Origin of the sequence: Bradyrhizobium sp. McL0616, from assembly GCF_049993385.1 — a bacterium.
Lineage (GTDB): Bacteria > Pseudomonadota > Alphaproteobacteria > Rhizobiales > Xanthobacteraceae > Bradyrhizobium.
This window is the reverse complement of sequence record NZ_CP188255.1, coordinates 6,128,318-6,145,659: the sequence shown is the minus strand read 5'-3', so window position 1 is coordinate 6,145,659 and position 17,342 is coordinate 6,128,318. Positions and strand designations below refer to the sequence as shown.

Below are 17,342 nucleotides of genomic sequence, written 5' to 3'. Positions count from 1 at the left end.
GCGAAGACCTGAATGGATCGTCTCGTCGCCCTTGCCGTCAACCGACGCTACCTGATGGTCGGCATGTTCGTCGCCGTGCTCATCGGCGGCCTGATTGCGTTCAACCAGCTCAACATCGAGGCCTATCCCGACCCGACCCCGCCGATGGTCGACATCGTGACCCAGAGCCCCGGTCTGTCGGCGGAAGAGATCGAACGCTACATCACGATCCCGATCGAGACCCAGGTCGCAGGTTTGAAGAACCTCACGACCATCCGCACCATCTCGCTCTACGGTCTCTCCGACGTCAAACTCCAGTTCTCCTTCGCCTACACCTATGACGAGGCGCAGCAGCAGGTGCTGAATCGGCTGGCGCAGCTCGCGCCCCTGCCGGGCAACGTGCAGCCGCAGATCTCGCCGCTGAGCCCGATCGGCGAAATCTTCCGCTATCGCCTGGTCGGCCCGCCGAACTACAGCGTGCTCGACCTCAAGACCATCCAGGACTGGATCCTCCAGCGTCGCTTTCGCTCGGTGCCCGGCGTGATCGACGTCACCGGCTGGGGCGGCAAGAGCAAGACCTATGAGCTCCAGGTCGATTTCAACAAGCTGGTCGCCAACGGTCTGACGCTGCCGCAATTGCTGCAGGCAGTCGCCAATTCCAACGTCAATGTCGGCGGCAACACCGTCAATATCGGCCAGCAATCTGCCGTGGTGCGCGGCGTCGGCCTGATCCGCTCGATCGACGACCTCGCCAACACCATGGTCGCCCAGACCAACGGCAATCCGGTGCTGGTGAAGGATGTCGCCACCGTCACCGTCGGCCAAAAGCCGCGTCTCGGCATCGCCGGCCTCGACGATGCCGACGACATCGTGCAGGGCATCGTCCTGATGCGTCGCGGCGAGCAGAGCACACCGACCATCAAGCGCGTCGAGCAGCTCGTCGCCGAGATCAACAACTCCACCATCCTGCCGCCGGGGGTGCGCATCGAGCGCATCTATGACCGCAAGGACCTGATCGACCTCACCACCCACACCGTGCTGCACAACATGGTGGTCGGCATTCTGCTGATCGTGCTGTTGCAATGGATCTTCCTCGGCGACCTCCGCAGCGCGCTGATCGTCGGCGCCACGATTCCGTTTGCGCTGTTCTTTGCCGTGATCATCCTGGTGCTGCGTGGGGAATCCGCGAACCTGTTGTCGGTCGGCGCCATCGATTTCGGCCTGATCGTGGATGCCACCGTCATCATGGTGGAGGCGATCTTCCGCCGCCTGACGCAGACCACGCCGCCGGTGGAATCCGAGCAGATGTCGCCCGAGACGCTGTTCGGCATGAAGAGCCACGCCATCCTCAGCGCCGCGGCCGACGTGTCGCGCTCGATCTTCTTTGCCGCTGCGATCATCATCGCGGCGTTCCTGCCGCTGTTCACGCTGTCCGGCGTCGAGGGCAACATTTTCGGGCCGATGGCGCGCACCTATGCCTATGCGCTCGCCGGCGGCCTGCTTGCGACCTTTACCGTCACCCCGGCGCTGTCTGCGATCATCCTGCCCGCGCATGTCCATGAGACCGAGACCAGGGTGATGTTGATCCTGCACCGGATCTACATGCCGGTGCTGCATTGGGCGGTCGCCAACCGTAACATCATGCTCGGCGGCGCTGTCGGCCTCGTCCTGATGACGGTTGCGCTCGGCCGGCTGCTTGGCCTCGAATTCCTGCCCAAGCTCGAAGAGGGCAACCTCTGGATCCGCGCCACGCTGCCGCCGACCATCTCGCTCCAGGAAGGCAACACCTACGTCAACGAGATGCGCAAGGTGATCCGCGCCCGGCCCGAGGTCGAGTCGGTGGTGTCGCAGCACGGTCGACCCGACGACGGCACCGACGCAGCCGGCTTCTTCAACGCCGAGTTCTTCGCGCCGCTGAAGCCCGCGAGCGAGTGGCCCGGCACGCATGACAAGGACGAGCTGACCGCGCAATTGCTCAAGCAGCTTGATGATCGCTTCCCCGGCGTCGAGTTCAACTTCTCGCAATATCTCCAGGACAACGTTTCCGAAGCCGTGTCCGGCGTGAAGGGCGAAAACTCGATCAAGCTGTTCGGCAGCGATCTCCAGGCGCTCACCGATACCGCCAACAAGATCAAGTCGGTGCTGGCCACCGTGCAAGGCATCACCGACCTTGCGGTGTTCACCTCGCTCGGGCAACCGACGGTCCAGATCGATATCGATCGTGCCAAGGCCGCGCGCTATGGACTCGCGCCCGGCGACATCAATGCGACGATCAAGGTCGCGATCGGCGGCGACACTGCCGGCGATCTCTACGAGCCCGGCTCTGATCGCCACTTCCCGATCATCGTCCGCCTTGCGCCGGAATACCGCAGGAGCGCGGAGGCGATCCAGAATTTGCGGATCGGCGCGCCCGGGCCGAACGGCTCCGTCACGCAGATTCCCTTGAGCGAGGTCGCCACCATCAGCCTCGTCTCGGGTGCGGCCTACATCTATCGCGAGCAGCAGGAGCGCTATCTGCCGATCAAGTTCTCGGTGCGCGAACGCGACCTCGGCAGCGCCATCCGCGAGGCGCAGCAGAAGGTCGCCGATCAGGTGCAATTGCCGCCAGGCTCGCACATGGAATGGGTCGGTGAGTATGGCAACCTCCAGGACGCGATCAAGCGGCTGTCGATCGTGGTGCCGATCTCGCTGGCGCTGATCGCCATCCTGCTCTGGTTCAATTTCGGCTCGATGACCGACACGCTGCTCGCCATGAGCGTGATTCCGATGGCGATCTTCGGCGGCGTGCTCGGGCTATTGATCACCGGCACCGCCTTCAGCGTCTCGGCCGCGATCGGCTTCATCGCGCTGTTCGGCATCGCCGTGATGGACGGCATCATCATCATCTCGCAGTTCAACCAGCTGATCGATGAAGGCATGGACCGCGTGAGCGCGGTGATACGCACCGGCGAGTTGCAGCTACGCCCGGTGCTGATGACATGCGTCGTCGCCGGCGTCGGCCTGCTGCCGGCCGCGTTGTCGGGAGGCATCGGATCGCAGGTGCAGAAGCCGCTCGCGGTCGTCGTGGTCACCGGCATGTTGCTGGCGCCGATCGTGATCCTGGTGACGCTGCCGGTGCTGATCTCCTTCTTCTCGCGCCGCGCGCGCTAAGACTCTCAGAAGCCGTAGAGTCGCGCAGGATTATCGACCAGGATCTTTTTGCGCACATCCGCATCCGGCGCCCACGCCGGAAGCTCGTTGAGCAGGCGACCGTCGTCGATCGGGTGGAACGGCGCGATGTCGGTGGCTTTCCGTCCCTCGACATGGCTCGAGTCCGGATGCGGCCAGTCGGTGCCCCAGACGATGCGGTCTGGGTTCGCCGCGATCAGCGCGCGGGCATAGGGCACCATGTCCTGATAGTCGGGCGCGAGCGTTGACGAACGATAGGCGCCGGAGATCTTGACATAGGCCTTGCCGGACTTGACCAGCGCGATCAGGTCCGCAAATCCCGGCTGCTCCAGCCCGAGCGATGCCTCGAGGCCGCCGAAATGGTCGAACACGGCGGGCACGGGTGACGCCAGCACGAGATCCCTGATCGCTGTGATCATCGGCAGCGTGGTGTAGAGCTGCAAGTGCCAGCCGCGCGCCTTCATGCGCTCGACGGCCGCGTTGAAGCGGGCACGACCAACATTGGGATCGCTGACGCCGCCGGTCGCAAGATTGATGCGGATCCCGCGAAAACCGTCCTGCTGCATCGTATCGAGCTGGGCTTCCGTCGTCTTCTCGTCGATCACGGCCACCCCGCGTGCGGTCGCGCCGCGCGCCTTCATGCCGAACAAGGTGGAGGAATTGTCGGTGCCATAGACGCTCGGGGTGACGATCACCACGCGCTCGACGTGCAGCGCCTTGTGCAGCGCGGCCATCTCTTCAGGGCTTGCCGGCTCTGGCGTGTAAACGCGGCCCGCGAAGAACGGAAACTTTTCGACATCGCCGTGGATATGGGTGTGACAGTCGCAGGCGTGTAGCGGGACGTCGAAATCGACCGGCGTCGCGGGCTGCGACGCCCTGGCGTGGGCTTTGTTGGTCATGGCTACTCCGGCGGCAAGGAAGGCGCGCGGAACGATACCACATCAGCCAGGCGGTCGAGCCACGTCGGTGCATAGCTGTTCGATGAGTTCCGCAACCGGCCGCGCGCCGTCAACGCGCACAACCGGACAGGGCAGGTCGGCGACCCACGCCTCATGTTTTGCGAGAGTGCGACCTTCGCGATCGCCGGCGTCGTAGTGCGAGGCCCATTCGACGAACGACTCAGTCTCATCATGGCGCCAGCCGCCCGGCGCGACGGCATCGGTGCCGAAATGCGCAGCCTCGCGGGCACGCAGGCGCTGCATGCGAAGCTCGCGCGACGTGGTCACGAAGACGACGAGATCGAACAACGGGACGAGCTGGTCGCCCCAGCCCTCGACGGATCCGCTCAGCACCCAATCGAGTCGCGGCAAGAACATTTCGCGCATCAGGCGCAGACGCTCGGCGGCAGGGCGCGTCGTCTGGTAGGGCGGCACCGTCGGCAGCCAGAAATAATCGTCGCTATCGTGATGTGGAAGCGCAAGCCGGTCCGCTAGCGCACGGCCAAGCGTCGTCACTCCCGAGCCCGACGCGCCCATCAAATGAATGCGGAGGCTCTTCATCGGCACAGCCAAAAGATTTGAAACTACTGCCCGGACGGCGTGCGCAACCCGTGCCAGGCGTCGCGGACCTGCTGGTAGTGCACCTCGGGCAGATAGTCCGGCGTGCTCAGGCTCAGCGTCTTGACGTCGAGATGGCCCACGGCGCTGAGCAGCGTGTAGGAGGCGATGACGCGGTCGCGCAGCGCGCCGATCAGGCGGGCCTTGGCCTGGATCAGGTCGGCCTGCGAGTTCAGCACGTCGACCGTCGTGCGCTGTCCGCCGGCGGCTTCGCGCTGTACGCCCTGGAGCGCGACGGTTGCTGCCTTCACTTCGGACTCCGAAGCCGAGACCGCAATCTTGGCGCCCTCATTGGCAACCCAGGCGCTGGTCGCCGCCGTTCGCGCCTGATTGCGCACCTGGTCGAGCACCAGCCGGCTTTGCGCCGTGACTTCCTTGGCCTGCCGGGTTTGCGAGGCGGCCTGGCCGCCGTCATAGATCGGAACGGTGACGTTGGCGACGATCGAGGCCTGGTCGGTGGCGAAGGTGCTAAGCGACGGGTCGTTGTCTCGGCTGCGGCTGGCGCTGCCCTGGACGCTGGCGCTTGGCAGCAGCGCGCCTTCGGCAACGCGGATATTGGTGGAGGCGACGTCGACGTCGAAGCCTGCGGCCATCACGGCCGGATGCTCGCGGATCGCCATCGTCATCGAGTCTTCGCGGCTCTTGGGAAGATAGCGATCGACCACTTCGGCCGGGCGAAGCGCCGAGGGCGGACTGCCGATCACCTGGGCGTAGGTGGCCTGGCTCACCGCAAATGCGACTTCAGCAGCATTCAGGTCGGAAAGGCCGCGGCTGAGGCGCGCCTCGGCCTGGGCGGTATCGGTCGGGGTGACGTCGCCGGCGTTAAGGCGGCGCTGGGTGACGGACAGCGTCTCGCGCAGGAAGGCGACGTTGGAGCGCTGGGCGTCGACCAGCGATTGGTTAGCCAGGACGTTGGTGTAGGCGGTGACGGCGTCGAGCAGCACGCCCTGGCCGACATTGCGCAGCGCCTCGCGGCCCGACTGCACCTGAAGTTCCGCGACTCGCACGCTGTTGGCGGTGCGAAACCCGTTGAACAGGGTCTGCGTCACGGTAACGCCGATGATCCACGGCTTCAGGCTTGCGGTCTGGATGGTATTGTCGGGCAGCAGGTTGCGAACCGCTTGCAGGCCGGCGCTGAGGCTTGCCACGATCTGCGGCCGGTAGCCGGCGAGCGCCTGTGGCACGTTCTCGTCGGTGGCGCGCTGCCGCGCGCGCTCGGCATTGAGCTGCGGGTTGGTCTGGTAGGCCTTGACCAGCGCCTCGGGCAGGGCCTCCGCCCAGGCAGCGGCGGGCAGGGCGCAAGACAGCGCCAGCGCGGTCCATGTCGCCAGGACAGGACCCACGCCCGATCGATGCCGCGTCATCACGCGACCAGCTCTGGCGGTACGCCCAATCATGTAATCCCGCAAAACCCCGGCTGTCCGCCTCCGCCGACGGCGGCCTCTTACCTGTTTAACCAGCGGCGGTCCCACAGGCAAACTGCCGTGGAGGAAACCCCCATGAATTCCATGCTTGTTGCAGGTGCGTCACACACCAATCCCACCCCGAATGCGCTATAGGGGACCCGCGTCGCCTGCCAATTCCGTCAGGCGCCTTTGTCATGCGGTCCGGACCCCACGGATGATGCCGAAACTCTTCTCCGACCCCGATGCGCTCGCGGAGGAGATCATTCGCGACGTCGGAACCGATCTGGTGGTCGGTCTGCCGCTCGGCCTCGGCAAGGCCAACCACGTAGTCAACGCTCTCTATGGGCGGGCCTGCGCCGATCCTTACATCAAGCTGACATTGCTCTCGGCGCTGACATTGGAAAAGCCGAGACCGAAGGGGCTGATCGAGCATCGGTTCATCACGCCAGTGATCGACCGCCTGTTCGGCGGCTATCCCGATCTGGCCTATGCCGACGCGCTGCGCGAAAATCGCCTGCCACCCAACATCAACGTCATCGAATTTTTCTTTCTTGCCGGACGCTGGCTGCACGTGGCCGCCGCGCAGCAGAATTACATCTCGGCCAACTATACCCATGCAGCCGGCTATCTGCTGGCACGCGGGCTCAACGTGGTGACGCAATTGGTGGCCAAGCGCGTCGTTGACGGCGTGCCGCGCTACAGCCTGTCCTGCAACACCGACACGACGCTGGACGTGCTGCGCGAGCGCCGCGCCGGACGTGCGTCGTTCAAGCTGATCGCCCAAGTGAATTCCGAGCTGCCGTTCATGCCTGGCGCGGGTGATCTTCCAGCCGAGGAATTCAGCGCCGTTCTGGAGAGTGCGGCGACCGACTTTCCTCTGTTTGCGCCCCCGTCGGAGCCGATCTCCGATGCCAAATACGCCATCGGCCTGAATGCGGCATCGCTGGTCCGCGATGGTGGCACGCTTCAGATCGGCATCGGGCAGATCGGTGATGCGCTCGCGCAGGGACTGATCCTGCGCCATCGCGACAACGGCGCTTTTCACGACGTCGTCACACGGCTGTCACCGGCGCGGCCGGCTGTCGCGCAGGAAGCCGGCGCCTTTGAGACCGGCCTCTATGGCGTCAGCGAAATGCTGACCGAGGCGTTCATCGGGTTGATCGATGCCGATATTCTCAAGCGCGCTGTCGACGGTGTCGTGCTGCATGGCGCTTTCTTTCTCGGCCCGAAATCGTTCTATCGCGCATTGCGCGAGATGCCGCCGGACCAGATCGCACGCATCCAGATGATGCCGGTGTCGTTCACCAACGAGCTCTATGGCGAAGAGGATCAGAAGCGCCGCGCCCGCATCGACGCACGCTTCATCAACAATACGATGATGGCGACGCTGCTGGGCGCGGCCGTCTCCGACGGCCTCGATGACGGCGAGGTCGTGAGCGGCGTCGGCGGGCAGTACAATTTTGTGGCGCAGGCCTTTGCGCTCAATGGCGCGCGCTCGGTGCTGACGCTCGAGGCGACGCGGCAAGCCGGCCGCGCGCTGAAATCCAACATCCTCTGGCACTACGGGCATGAGACCATTCCGCGGCATCTGCGCGATGTCTTCGTCACCGAGTACGGTGTTGCCGATCTCAGGGGAAAGTCGGATGCCGACGTCATCGCGGGCATGCTGGCGCTCGCGGATTCACGCTTCCAGGACGAATTGGCGCGGGTCGCGAAGGACGCCGGCAAATTGCCGCGCAGCTATGAGATACCGGCGGTCCACCGCGAAAACCATCCGGAACGGATCGCGACTGCGCTCAAGCCCGCACGCGACGCCGGGCTATTGCCATCGTTTCCATTCGGCTGCGATTTCACCGACGTGGAACAGCGCCTCATCCCGGCGCTGGAGATCCTGCGAAGCGCGCAACGCTCGCCGCGGGCGCTCGCGGGTTTGCTGTGGCAGGGGCTGATGCGAAAGCCGGACCCGGCGGACGAATCGTGTCTCGCACGGCTCGGTCTCGATCGCCCAAAAACCTGGCCAGAGCGCGGCTATCGCGCGCTCGTCAGCGCGGCCTTGGCGCAGAGCCGCGCTGCTTAGCCGCCTTAGCGGTTCTTGTTCACCGGCTTGCGCTTCTCGATGAACGCGGCCATGCCCTCGGATCGGTCTTCAAGTGCGAAGGTCGAGTGAAACAGGTTGCGCTCGACGCTCATGCCCTCGGCGAGCGTGGTCTCGAAGGCCCGGTTCACGGCTTCCTTGGCCATCGCGACCGCAGGCCGCGACATCGCTGCGATCTTCTCGGCTGCCGCCATCACCTCGTCCATCAACTTGTCGGCCGGCACGATACGGCTGACAAGGCCCGAGCGTTCGGCTTCGGCCGCGTCCATCATGCGGCCGGTGAGGCAAAGGTCCATCGCCTTCGACTTGCCGATCGCGCGGGTCAGCCGCTGGGTGCCGCCGATGCCGGGGATGGTGCCGAGCGTGATCTCGGGCTGGCCGAATTTGGCGGTGTCAGCGGCGATGATGACATCGCACATCATGGCGAGCTCGCAGCCGCCGCCGAGCGCATAACCAGAAACCGCGGCGATAGTCGGCTTGCGGCACCGCGCGACGCGGTCGCCACCGATCGCGGCAAAATCCTCGGAGAACATGTCGATGAAGCCCTTCGGCTGCATCTCCTTGATGTCGGCGCCGGCAGCAAAGGCCTTCTCGCTGCCGGTCACGACGATGCAGCCGATGGCGTCATCGGCCTCGAGATCGTCGACGGCCGCGGCAATCTCGCGGAAGACGCCGAAGGAGAGCGCGTTGAGCAGCTTCGGCCGGTTCAGCTTGATGATGCCGACCGCGCCTTTGCTTTCGACGATGATGTGTTCGAACGTGCTCATGCTCCACCCACGCTTTTGATTGGGCGGGCAATTTGCCCGCTGGCGCGGTGGGCTTCAAGGGGGCCGGGGCGCGAGGAGATATGCGCCCCGGAGTTCGTCAGGCCAAGAACCAGGTCATGAACTAGGTCAAGAATTAGGCCATGAACATGCGTGCTGCGGAGGCCAGCGTCAGCAGCGTACCCACGCCGATGAAGATCTTGCCGATCAGGGAACTCTGGTCCCAGGCCGTGTTCGGCTGGCTGCTTGCCATCACCGGCGCCGGACGCGGCTGCGCGTCGGTTGCGGCTACCACCGCCTTCTGCGCCGGCGGGTTGTCCTGTTGCAGGGCGCGGTCGAGGTCGTTGAGCTGGTCGGGTGGGACGACCTGGCTCTCGGCACCAGGGGCGGCGGTATTATCGGCCGCTGCCTGCACATTGTCGTTGGCCCGGCCCGTCATCGCGGAGGCTGCGGCCGCAGTCGGCGTGTCGGCGGCGGCGAACTGCGCGTGGGCATTGGCGACGTCCCGCGGCATCTGGCTCGAGGCCGGGGCGTCATTGCCGGCCTCTTTGCCTGCCTTGGCCTCGTCGGCCTGCGGCGCGGTGTCCTTCTTGTCGGTCTTGTCGTCGGATTTCTGCGCCGTCTTGCTGCTGATGTGGCGGTGAGAGGTGTGGCGTCGCTGCTTGCTCGGACTGACCGTGTCGGCCTGTTTGTTGCTCACGCCGTCCGGTTTCGAGCTTGTGCTGGAGCTCGGCACGGCCTGCGCCGCGGCTCCGAATAGCAGCAAAAGTCCGGTTAGAACGATCAATGCCGCGCGTGCGCTGGCTTTCATCATGTTGACATCTCCCCAATTCGCCCGTCCCGGGCGCGAACAGAGACCCCGGCCCATGACGACAACGGGGCAAAAAATGGGAATCTTCGGGCCAGACCGGGCAAAACCGGGGCAAACTGGTCGGCGCCGCCGGGCAGCCCCGGTGCAGGACGGACCGATCGGTGTTATGAGCCCTCGCGGGTTTTGGCGGCCGCATGGGACGCCGGGCTTTGCGTCGATCACAACTTCGTGATCGCGCAGATGCCGGTGTAACAAACTGAAAGAGCGGCCGAATTGCATTGTGAGGGCGCGCGTGCGCGGACGTGAGGACGAGTGGACCGGCCTGATGCGGTCGGCCATGGCGGGCGATGATGCGGCGTATCATCGCCTGTTGAAGGCGGTCACGCCGGTGCTGCGCGCTGCCGCGAGGCGCGGTCTGGCACGCGCCGGGCAGCCTCCCGATCAAGCCGAGGATATCGTGCAGGAGATTTTGTTGGCGGTGCATCTGAAGCGGCACACCTGGGACAGCGAAGCGCCCTTCGCCCCCTGGCTGTTCGCGATCGGCCGCAACAAGCTGATCGATGCGCTCAGGCGGCGCGGCCGGCGCGTCTTCGTCAACATCGACGATTTCGCCGAGACGCTGCCGGGCGAGACGCCTCAGGAGACGGCCTCGACAGGCGAGGTCACGGCACAGCTCAACACCCTGCCGCAACGCCAGCGCGACGTGTTGCAGTCGATCGCGGTCGACAGCAGCTCGATCAAGGATACGGCGACGAAGTTTTCGATGAGCGAAGGTGCGGTGCGGGTCGCGCTGCATCGGGGCCTTGCGGCCCTCACTGCCAAACTACGGGACCACTAGTCATGGATACCGATCAACTCATTCGCACGCTTGCTGCGGACAACGCCCATCGCGGCCCGCGTGTCGGCGTCGTGCTGACCATGGGACTTCTGGTGGCCGCGCCCTTGTCGATCCTGATGTTCGCGACGTTCCTCGGCGTGCGGCCGGATGTGATGACCGCCATGCACAATCCGTTCTTCGACATGAAGTTCGCGGTCACGCTGTCGCTCGCGATTCCCGCGATCATCGTCAGCCTGCATCTGTCGCGGCCCGAAGCCTTGATGCGCGGTTGGGGCTGGCTGCTGCTGCTCCCGGTCGGGCTGCTTGCGGTCGCGATCGGCAGCGAAGCGATGATGGCGCCGGCCATGCCGATGACGATGCGGCTCGTCGGCAAGAACTCGCGATGGTGCATGTTGGCAATCCCTGCGATGTCGCTGCCGCTGCTCGCGGGCGCATTGTTCGGCCTGCGCCACGGCGCGCCGTCGCGGCCTGCGCTTGCCGGTGCGCTTGCCGGCCTGTTGTCGGCCGGGCTGGCCGCGACGCTCTATGCCTCGCACTGCACCGACGATTCGCCGCTGTTCGTCGCGACCTGGTACACGATCGCGACTGCTGTCGTGACCGCGATCGGGGCTGCGGTCGGCTCAAAAGTCTTGCGATACTAGCTGCGCCGGCTCACGCCGCCGGCGTCGCGCCCTGCTGCATGCGTTGGAAGCGCAGCACTTGCTGGGCGGTCGAGCCGCGCAGGGCTTCATAGGTATCCCGCATGGTCAGCATGTCGGTCTGCGAGCCGCCGGAGAGCTTTTCGCGCATGGCGATGATCGCACGCACGCTTGACCATTGCATGCCGGCGACCTTGGCAAGGATCATCACGCCCTCGGTACGGCTCTCGATCATCATGTTCTCGGCGGTCTCGACCGAGACGCCGGCGAGCGCCGCGAGCCCTGCATTGGCTTCGTCGAACTTGCCCTGCTCGGCGAACGTCGTGACCTGGAATTCGTTGAGACGGCCGTCGTCGTGCAGGGATTTCACCAGCGCGCGTGCCATTTCGGTCTGCCTGGTCATGGCAGCAGCGCGGACCCGCTGGGCTGCCTCCTGGACCACGCGCGACACTTCGTCGGCGAGGTCCGGATGGGCCGCCTCCAGCTTCCTGCGCACGCTCAAGGAGGCCTTCGCGACCAGCTTCAGGTAATGATGGCGCGGCAGGTCGGGCCGCAGGCCGATGCAGGTGGCGAGCTCGTCGTCACGCTCGGCACGGGTGACGAGGTCGGTGAGACTTCCTTCGGAGAGCCGTGCGCCCGGGTTCGCGGCGGTCGACTGCACGACGTCTTCGTTGCCGCGCGTCACCAGCACGTCGGTCAGCGCCTCCGAGAGCACCCGCCGCAGCGAGATCGCCTTGAGATGTGCCTGGCTCTTGCTGCGCGCGATCTCGATCAGGGTCGTATCGTCCAGCCGCTCCGACTTCGTCAACACGGGGCCGGCGACCTCGATGGCGTCGTCGAGCGCGAGCGTGCGGATGATCTGGGGCGGCGCGGCTCCGATCGGCGCGAGCCGGTCGGAGAGCAGCGCCTTCGCCGAGGTCTCGATCTGCTCGATCAGGCACTGGAAGACGTCGTCGAACACCCGGATATGGTCGTCGGAATAATCCACGGCGTTGTTGACGAAGAGATCGGTGACGCGGCGCAGCGTCTCGACCCGGCGCGCAACGGTGCCGTGCGAGAGCGCGGACTGCAATTCGTCAAGCAGGTTCTCGGATGTCTTGGCGGATTTGGTTCTCATGGCCCTGTCCTGGAGCGTTTGGTCGGGTCGCGGCTTCAGCCCGGCCGGCTGCAAATGAATTGGTCAGCTCGTTGAAATGCGGTTGCGCCCTTGCGCCTTGGCGGAATAGAGCGCGCGGTCGGCGCGCGCGAGAAACGTGTCGGCAGTATCGTTGTCGCGCAGCGTCACGACGCCGGCGGAAATGGTCACGAGCATGCCGGGCGAGAATGCGCTCCAGTCGAGCTCCGCGACGATGCCGCGCAGCCGATCGAGCATGCGCGATGCGGCCTCGCCTGCGGTGCCGGGCAGCAGCAGCAGAAATTCCTCGCCGCCATAGCGGCCGAAACGATCGTCGGGGCGGATATTGGCAAAGATGGTGATGGCGAAGGTCCGCAGCACCTCGTCGCCGACGGGATGGCCGTGAGCGTCGTTGATGCGCTTGAACCAGTCGAGATCGATCAGCGCGATGGCGCAGAGCGCCGCCGCCTGCCGCGATTTTTCCATCTCGGCGTCGAGAAGCCGCATGATGCAGCGACGGTTGTAGGAGCCTGTCAGCTCGTCGAGCTCTGCGAGCTCCTCGATGCGCTGATAGGCGGCCTTCAGCTCGATGCTGCGCCGGTACAGGATCTTGCGCAGGGTGGCGCCGAACAGGCCGAGGAAAGCGCACTGGCCGATCACCAGCGCGAAACACAGCATCGAGGTGGTCCGTTGCAGCCTCGTCGCAACGGGCATGCCGATCGGCAGGTCGGAGGCGAGGAACACGGCCGCGAGCGCGCTGGTCGCGATCGCCCAGGTGAGCATCGCTTGGGCTGAGGTCATGCGCAGCGTGCCGAATGCGAAGATCAGGAACAGCACACTGATGAAAGCGATACCGATCGTCGGCACCGACACCAGGAACACGAATTGCAGCGCCATGTGCGCCGAGATCTGGAAGACCGTGAGATAATGGTCGCTGTGCTTGTCGCCGACGCCGGCTTCCGACATCACGACGAAGATGCCGATGATCAGGAGGCCGCCGACCCAGAACAGCGAGGGCACGTTCATGTGAACAGCGCCGTCATAGGCGTAGAGCAGCAGCACGAAGGCGCCGAGCGAATAGCTCGCGACCTGGCCGACATACATCTGGCGACGCTGCCGGACCCGGCGCGCCAGCACCTCCGGCGCGGCCGCTTCGGATGTGAGGACGAGATCCGCGACTTCAGCGGCACTCCTCTCCGGAAAGGACGTCGCGGCCGCGCTCATGGTCCCGCCAATGGTGGATGTCAGCCGAAAAAATCTACGTGGCAAGCCTTTAGGTTTGGTATCCTTTTGCACCGAATCCTGCAGGGGACGCTGCGCGGGTGAGGGGGCCTCGAGTGGTGCGGAATTTTGCTGCCAGTTAGGCATCGCGGGCGATATCTCGGACCAAAGCCGGCGCCGTGCGACATATGATGCACGGGGTTGTGTTAAGGATCTCGGGCTCGATCGGGCCGTCTGTGCCGGCCCACTCATTCCGCAGGAAAGTGCTTCTGTATTATGTTACCGTTCTGGAGCGAAGCGGCCGGCTGCCGCGGGTGGGACAAGGAAAATGCACTTATGTGGGGTAGGTCACACAGATCCCCGTATGACTGCGGTAGGTTGAAGAATTTCGCCCCTCCCGTCGAACCCTCCGCCGCATCGCCCCGACCAACCTTGCGAGACGGCCTTTGAGCGTGACACAGGCGGCTACGGACGAGGTCCTGATCGCCAGGATCGCCCAAGGCGACCGGCTCGCCATGCAGGTGCTGTACGGGCGGCATCATGTCAGGGTGTATCGGTTCGGGCTGAGGCTCGTGCGGGACGAGCAGGCGGCGGAAGACCTCATCAGCGAGGTGTTTCTCGACGTCTGGCGTCAAGCCGGCAAGTTCGAGGGCCGATCCGCCGTTTCTACCTGGCTGCTGGCAATCACCCGATTCAAGGCCCTGTCTGCGCTTCGGCGCAGGAAGGACTTTGAGTTGGACGACGAAGCCGCCAATGCGATTGAGGATTCGTCCGACAATCCAGAAACGGCGGTGCAGAAGAAGGATACCAGTGAAGCGTTGCGGGAGTGTCTGACGGGCCTCTCGGCGGATCATCGGGAAATCGTCGATCTCGTCTACTACCACGAGAAGTCCGTGGAAGAGGTGGCCGAAATCGTGGGCATTCCCGAGAACACTGTGAAGACGCGCCTCTTCTATGCGCGCAAGAAATTGGCCGAACTGCTCAAGGCAGCCGGCATTGAGCGAGGCTGGCCATGATGGCATTGAGCAAGAAAATGCTGGAGCAAGAGCCCAGTGAGATCGAGATGCTGCTGCCCTGGCACGCTGCCGGCACGCTGAACGCGCGCGATGCCCGCCGCGTCGAGGAAGCGCTCGCCAGCGATCCGGACCTGGCCCGGCAATATGCGGCGATCCGCGGCGAGTACGAAGAGACCATCCATTTAAACGAGAGCCTGGGCGCTCCCTCGGCACGCGCGATGCAGAAGCTGCTCGCCGCGATCGATGCCGAGCCGGCGCGGGTGACCGGTTCGCTGCCGCTGTCGGCGCGTATCTCCACCTTCTTCGCGAGCCTGTCGCCGCGCACCTTGGCCTGGTCGGCCAGCCTTGGCGCCGTTGCGCTGCTGCTCCAGGCCGGGATCATCGGCGCAGTGCTGATGAAGACCCAGACCGCCACCTTCGAAACCGCCTCGCTCTCGACCGGCGCGCCGATCACGCGTGAGCTCGGAGCCGCTGGCACACCGGCGCGGGCGCTGGTGCGCTTCACGCCCGAAGCGCGCGTCGCCGACATCACGTCGCTGCTCGACAGTTACCAGGCCTCGATCATCGGCGATGCCAAGGGCGGCATGTTCCGCCTCCAGTTTGACAAGGCGATGAGCCGTGATGAGCTCGCCACGCTGCTCGGCAAGATGCAGCGCGAGAAGTTCGTCAACCTCGCCGTGGCGGCGCCTTAAGCGCGCCGCTGAAACCGATGACGCGCAAGTCCGAGAGTAAGTTGCGAGCCGGGGCCTATGCTTCGTCGGTCGGAGCCGTGCTCCTGCTCGCCGCCTGTCTCGGTATCGAGGTCGCCCATGCCCAGGCGATCATGCGCACGCCCACCATCAGCCTTCCTTCGCGCATGCCAACCATTTCTCCGAGTATCGCCGCCAGGGCCGTCAGTGTCGACCACGGTCCTCGCGCGATTACCACTGCACGGGTCTCGGCACGGATGACGCCGACTTCGGTGCTGCCCTATGCGCACTACTCGCCGAACCTCTATCCGGCCTGCACCGCGGCCTATCGCGATGCCGACGGCGAGTGCCTGGCGCAGCCGAACGCGGGTGGCGACGGCTCCGGTAAATCGGCCAAGAAAAGCGCCGGCAATGGACGCCGCAACACCACGCCGGTCGTCGTAAACCTGCGCAGCTTCGCCAACGAATTCGTGGCCGAGATCGACAGCGCGTTGTCACTGACGGAAGCCGACGAGCTCGCGCGCCGCCACGGTCTTGCGCGCATTTCATCCGAGAATTTCCCGCTGATCGGCGCCACGATCGGCCTGTTCCGCATCACCGACGGTCGCTCCTCCGAGACGGTTCGGCGCGAATTCGCCGCCGACGGCAGCGTACGCTCGGTCCAGCAAAACTTCCGCTACGTGCTCCAGGACCAGAAATCGTCGGTGCCGACCGAGGGCGATCCGGCGCAATACGCGCTGGCAAAGCTGCGCCTGCCGCAGGCCCACACCCTGGCGCACGGCGCCAATGTCACGGTTGCTGTGATCGATTCCGGCATCGACGCCAAGCATCCCGAGCTCGCCAACTCCATCGCCGACAATTTCGACGCGCTCGGCAGCACCGAGGGCCCGCATGTCCATGGCACCGGCATTGCGGGAGCCATCGTGGCGCATGCCAAGCTGATGGGCAGCGCGCCAGAAGCGCGCATCATCGCCATCCGCGCCTTCGGCGGCACCACGGGCGGCGCCGAGAGCTCGTCCTACATCATCCTGCGCTCGCTCAATTATGCCGCCGAGCACGGCGCGCAGATCGTCAATATGAGCTTTGCCGGTCCGAAGGACGCCGTGATCGATCGCGCGATCGCGGCGACCGCCGCGCGCGGCCTGGTGCTGATCGCGGCCGCTGGCAATGCGGGCGCAAAATCGCCGCCGCTCTATCCCGCCGCCAACCCCAACGTGATCGCGGTCAGCGCGACCGACCAACAGGACAAGCTGTTCACGGCGTCCAACCGCGGCAATTACATTGCGCTGGCCGCCCCCGGCGTCGACATCTTCCTGCCGGCGCCGGACGGCAAATACCAGATGACGTCGGGCACCTCGTTCTCGGCGGCTTATGTCTCCGGCGTCGCGGCGCTGCTCCTCGAGCGCAACTACGCGCTGAAGCCGGAAGCGCTGCGTCTGACGCTGGCCAAGACCGCGCGCGACCTCGGTTCACCCGGGCGTGATGATCTTTTCGGCGACGGCGAGGCCGACGCTTTTGCCGCGGTCATGGCTGTTCCGGCCGACAGCGCGACGCCGGTCGCGGCCGCGTCCGGTACAACTAAACGTGAAGATGTCGAGAAGCGTCGCGACGATCCCGGCATCCGCGCAATCGAGCAACCCTCGCTGTCGAGTACGGACGATAAATCCACGGTTTCTCAGGCGGATAGGCCGGCGACGCGATAACGGCTGCGACAAGATTGCACGCAGGCCAAAGGTTAAAAAATCGAACGCCGCGTTGAACGTTCAGCCCGCTGCCAACGACCTAAATATGTGGGAGCGGTCATCCCTCCCCATCAGTCATATTAGGCGCGAGCGCCCATCCACCCCAAGCGCCCATATGGCTCGACCCGTCCGGTTGTCCCCCCGGACGGGTCTTTTCTTTTCGGGGCCGATTCCTTGAAGCGTTGTGCGAAACCGCTGGTTGGGAGATTGCGGCTGCGATCATCCCTGGCGGTCGGTCGACGCGGCACAAGCCCGCTATGCTTGTGCGAAGCTTGACTCGAAAATCCCTTGAAACTCCGCACGAC

General features: G+C 65.1%; 14 protein-coding genes. 7 read left to right on the top strand and 7 right to left on the bottom strand.

Annotated elements, in window-relative coordinates; translation table 11 throughout:
* Nucleotides 1–12 precede the first annotated feature (12 nt).
* Nucleotides 13–3,129, top strand: coding sequence for an efflux RND transporter permease subunit (locus tag ACPPVR_RS29770; RefSeq protein WP_426610123.1), 3,117 nt, complete (start codon nt 13–15; stop codon nt 3,127–3,129).
* 5 nt (nt 3,130–3,134) lie between these two features.
* Here ACPPVR_RS29770 and ACPPVR_RS29765 read toward each other — a convergent pair whose 3' ends face one another.
* Genes ACPPVR_RS29765 through ACPPVR_RS29755 form a run of 3 tightly spaced genes read right to left on the bottom strand, consistent with a single transcriptional unit; the run spans nt 3,135 to nt 6,067 of the window.
* Nucleotides 3,135–4,046 (bottom strand): amidohydrolase family protein, encoded by a 912-nt coding sequence (locus ACPPVR_RS29765; RefSeq protein ID WP_426610122.1) that lies wholly within the window; start codon nt 4,044–4,046, stop codon nt 3,135–3,137.
* Nucleotides 4,047–4,088: 42 nt separating this feature from the next.
* Nucleotides 4,089–4,646, bottom strand: coding sequence for a hypothetical protein (locus ACPPVR_RS29760; protein WP_426610121.1), 558 nt, complete (start codon nt 4,644–4,646; stop codon nt 4,089–4,091).
* Between the two features lie 23 nt (nt 4,647–4,669).
* Nucleotides 4,670–6,067: a TolC family outer membrane protein gene (locus tag ACPPVR_RS29755; protein WP_426610120.1), complete on the bottom strand. Its 1,398-nt coding sequence runs from the start codon at nt 6,065–6,067 to the stop codon at nt 4,670–4,672.
* Nucleotides 6,068–6,326: 259 nt separating this feature from the next.
* On the opposite strand from ACPPVR_RS29755, the gene ACPPVR_RS29750 reads away from it, so the two are divergent.
* Nucleotides 6,327–8,186, top strand: a complete 1,860-nt coding sequence (locus tag ACPPVR_RS29750) for an acetyl-CoA hydrolase/transferase C-terminal domain-containing protein (RefSeq protein ID WP_426616207.1) — start codon at nt 6,327–6,329, stop codon at nt 8,184–8,186.
* A 5-nt stretch (nt 8,187–8,191) separates the two neighbouring features.
* Here the strand turns inward: ACPPVR_RS29750 and ACPPVR_RS29745 are convergent, their stop codons facing one another.
* Complete coding sequence (locus tag ACPPVR_RS29745) at nt 8,192–8,971, bottom strand: enoyl-CoA hydratase (RefSeq protein ID WP_426610119.1); 780 nt, start codon at nt 8,969–8,971, stop codon at nt 8,192–8,194.
* Nucleotides 8,972–9,104: 133 nt separating this feature from the next.
* Nucleotides 9,105–9,782, bottom strand: a complete 678-nt coding sequence (locus tag ACPPVR_RS29740) for a hypothetical protein (protein WP_426610118.1) — start codon at nt 9,780–9,782, stop codon at nt 9,105–9,107.
* A 289-nt stretch (nt 9,783–10,071) separates the two neighbouring features.
* Between ACPPVR_RS29740 and ACPPVR_RS29735 the strand changes: the two genes are divergently transcribed.
* Both ACPPVR_RS29735 and ACPPVR_RS29730 read left to right on the top strand, forming a co-directional pair.
* Nucleotides 10,072–10,617 carry a sigma-70 family RNA polymerase sigma factor gene (locus tag ACPPVR_RS29735; RefSeq protein ID WP_426610117.1) on the top strand — a complete coding sequence of 182 codons (546 nt, stop codon included), beginning with the start codon at nt 10,072–10,074 and terminating at the stop codon, nt 10,615–10,617.
* Between the two features lie 2 nt (nt 10,618–10,619).
* Complete coding sequence (locus ACPPVR_RS29730) at nt 10,620–11,258, top strand: NrsF family protein (RefSeq protein ID WP_426610116.1); 639 nt, start codon at nt 10,620–10,622, stop codon at nt 11,256–11,258.
* Between the two features lie 10 nt (nt 11,259–11,268).
* On the opposite strand, the gene ACPPVR_RS29725 is transcribed toward ACPPVR_RS29730, so the two are convergent.
* Entirely contained in the window at nt 11,269–12,372 is a 1,104-nt protein-coding gene (locus ACPPVR_RS29725) for a DUF2336 domain-containing protein (RefSeq protein ID WP_426610115.1), read from the bottom strand.
* Between the two features lie 63 nt (nt 12,373–12,435).
* Complete coding sequence (locus ACPPVR_RS29720) at nt 12,436–13,593, bottom strand: GGDEF domain-containing protein (RefSeq protein ID WP_426610114.1); 1,158 nt, start codon at nt 13,591–13,593, stop codon at nt 12,436–12,438.
* A gap of 443 nt (nt 13,594–14,036) precedes the next feature.
* Between ACPPVR_RS29720 and ACPPVR_RS29715 the strand changes: the two genes are divergently transcribed.
* The 3 genes from ACPPVR_RS29715 to ACPPVR_RS29705 are packed head-to-tail and all read left to right on the top strand — an operon-like array spanning nt 14,037 to nt 16,998.
* The gene (locus tag ACPPVR_RS29715; RefSeq protein ID WP_426610113.1) at nt 14,037–14,606 is read left to right on the top strand and encodes a sigma-70 family RNA polymerase sigma factor; all 570 of its coding nucleotides are present in this window, start codon (nt 14,037–14,039) and stop codon (nt 14,604–14,606) included.
* Nucleotides 14,603–15,298, top strand: coding sequence for a hypothetical protein (locus ACPPVR_RS29710; RefSeq protein WP_426610112.1), 696 nt, complete (start codon nt 14,603–14,605; stop codon nt 15,296–15,298). Before ACPPVR_RS29715 ends, ACPPVR_RS29710 begins: the two co-directional genes overlap by 4 nt.
* Before the next feature lie 17 nt (nt 15,299–15,315).
* Nucleotides 15,316–16,998 (top strand): S8 family serine peptidase, encoded by a 1,683-nt coding sequence (locus ACPPVR_RS29705; RefSeq protein ID WP_426610111.1) that lies wholly within the window; start codon nt 15,316–15,318, stop codon nt 16,996–16,998.
* Nucleotides 16,999–17,342: the final 344 nt, after the last annotated feature.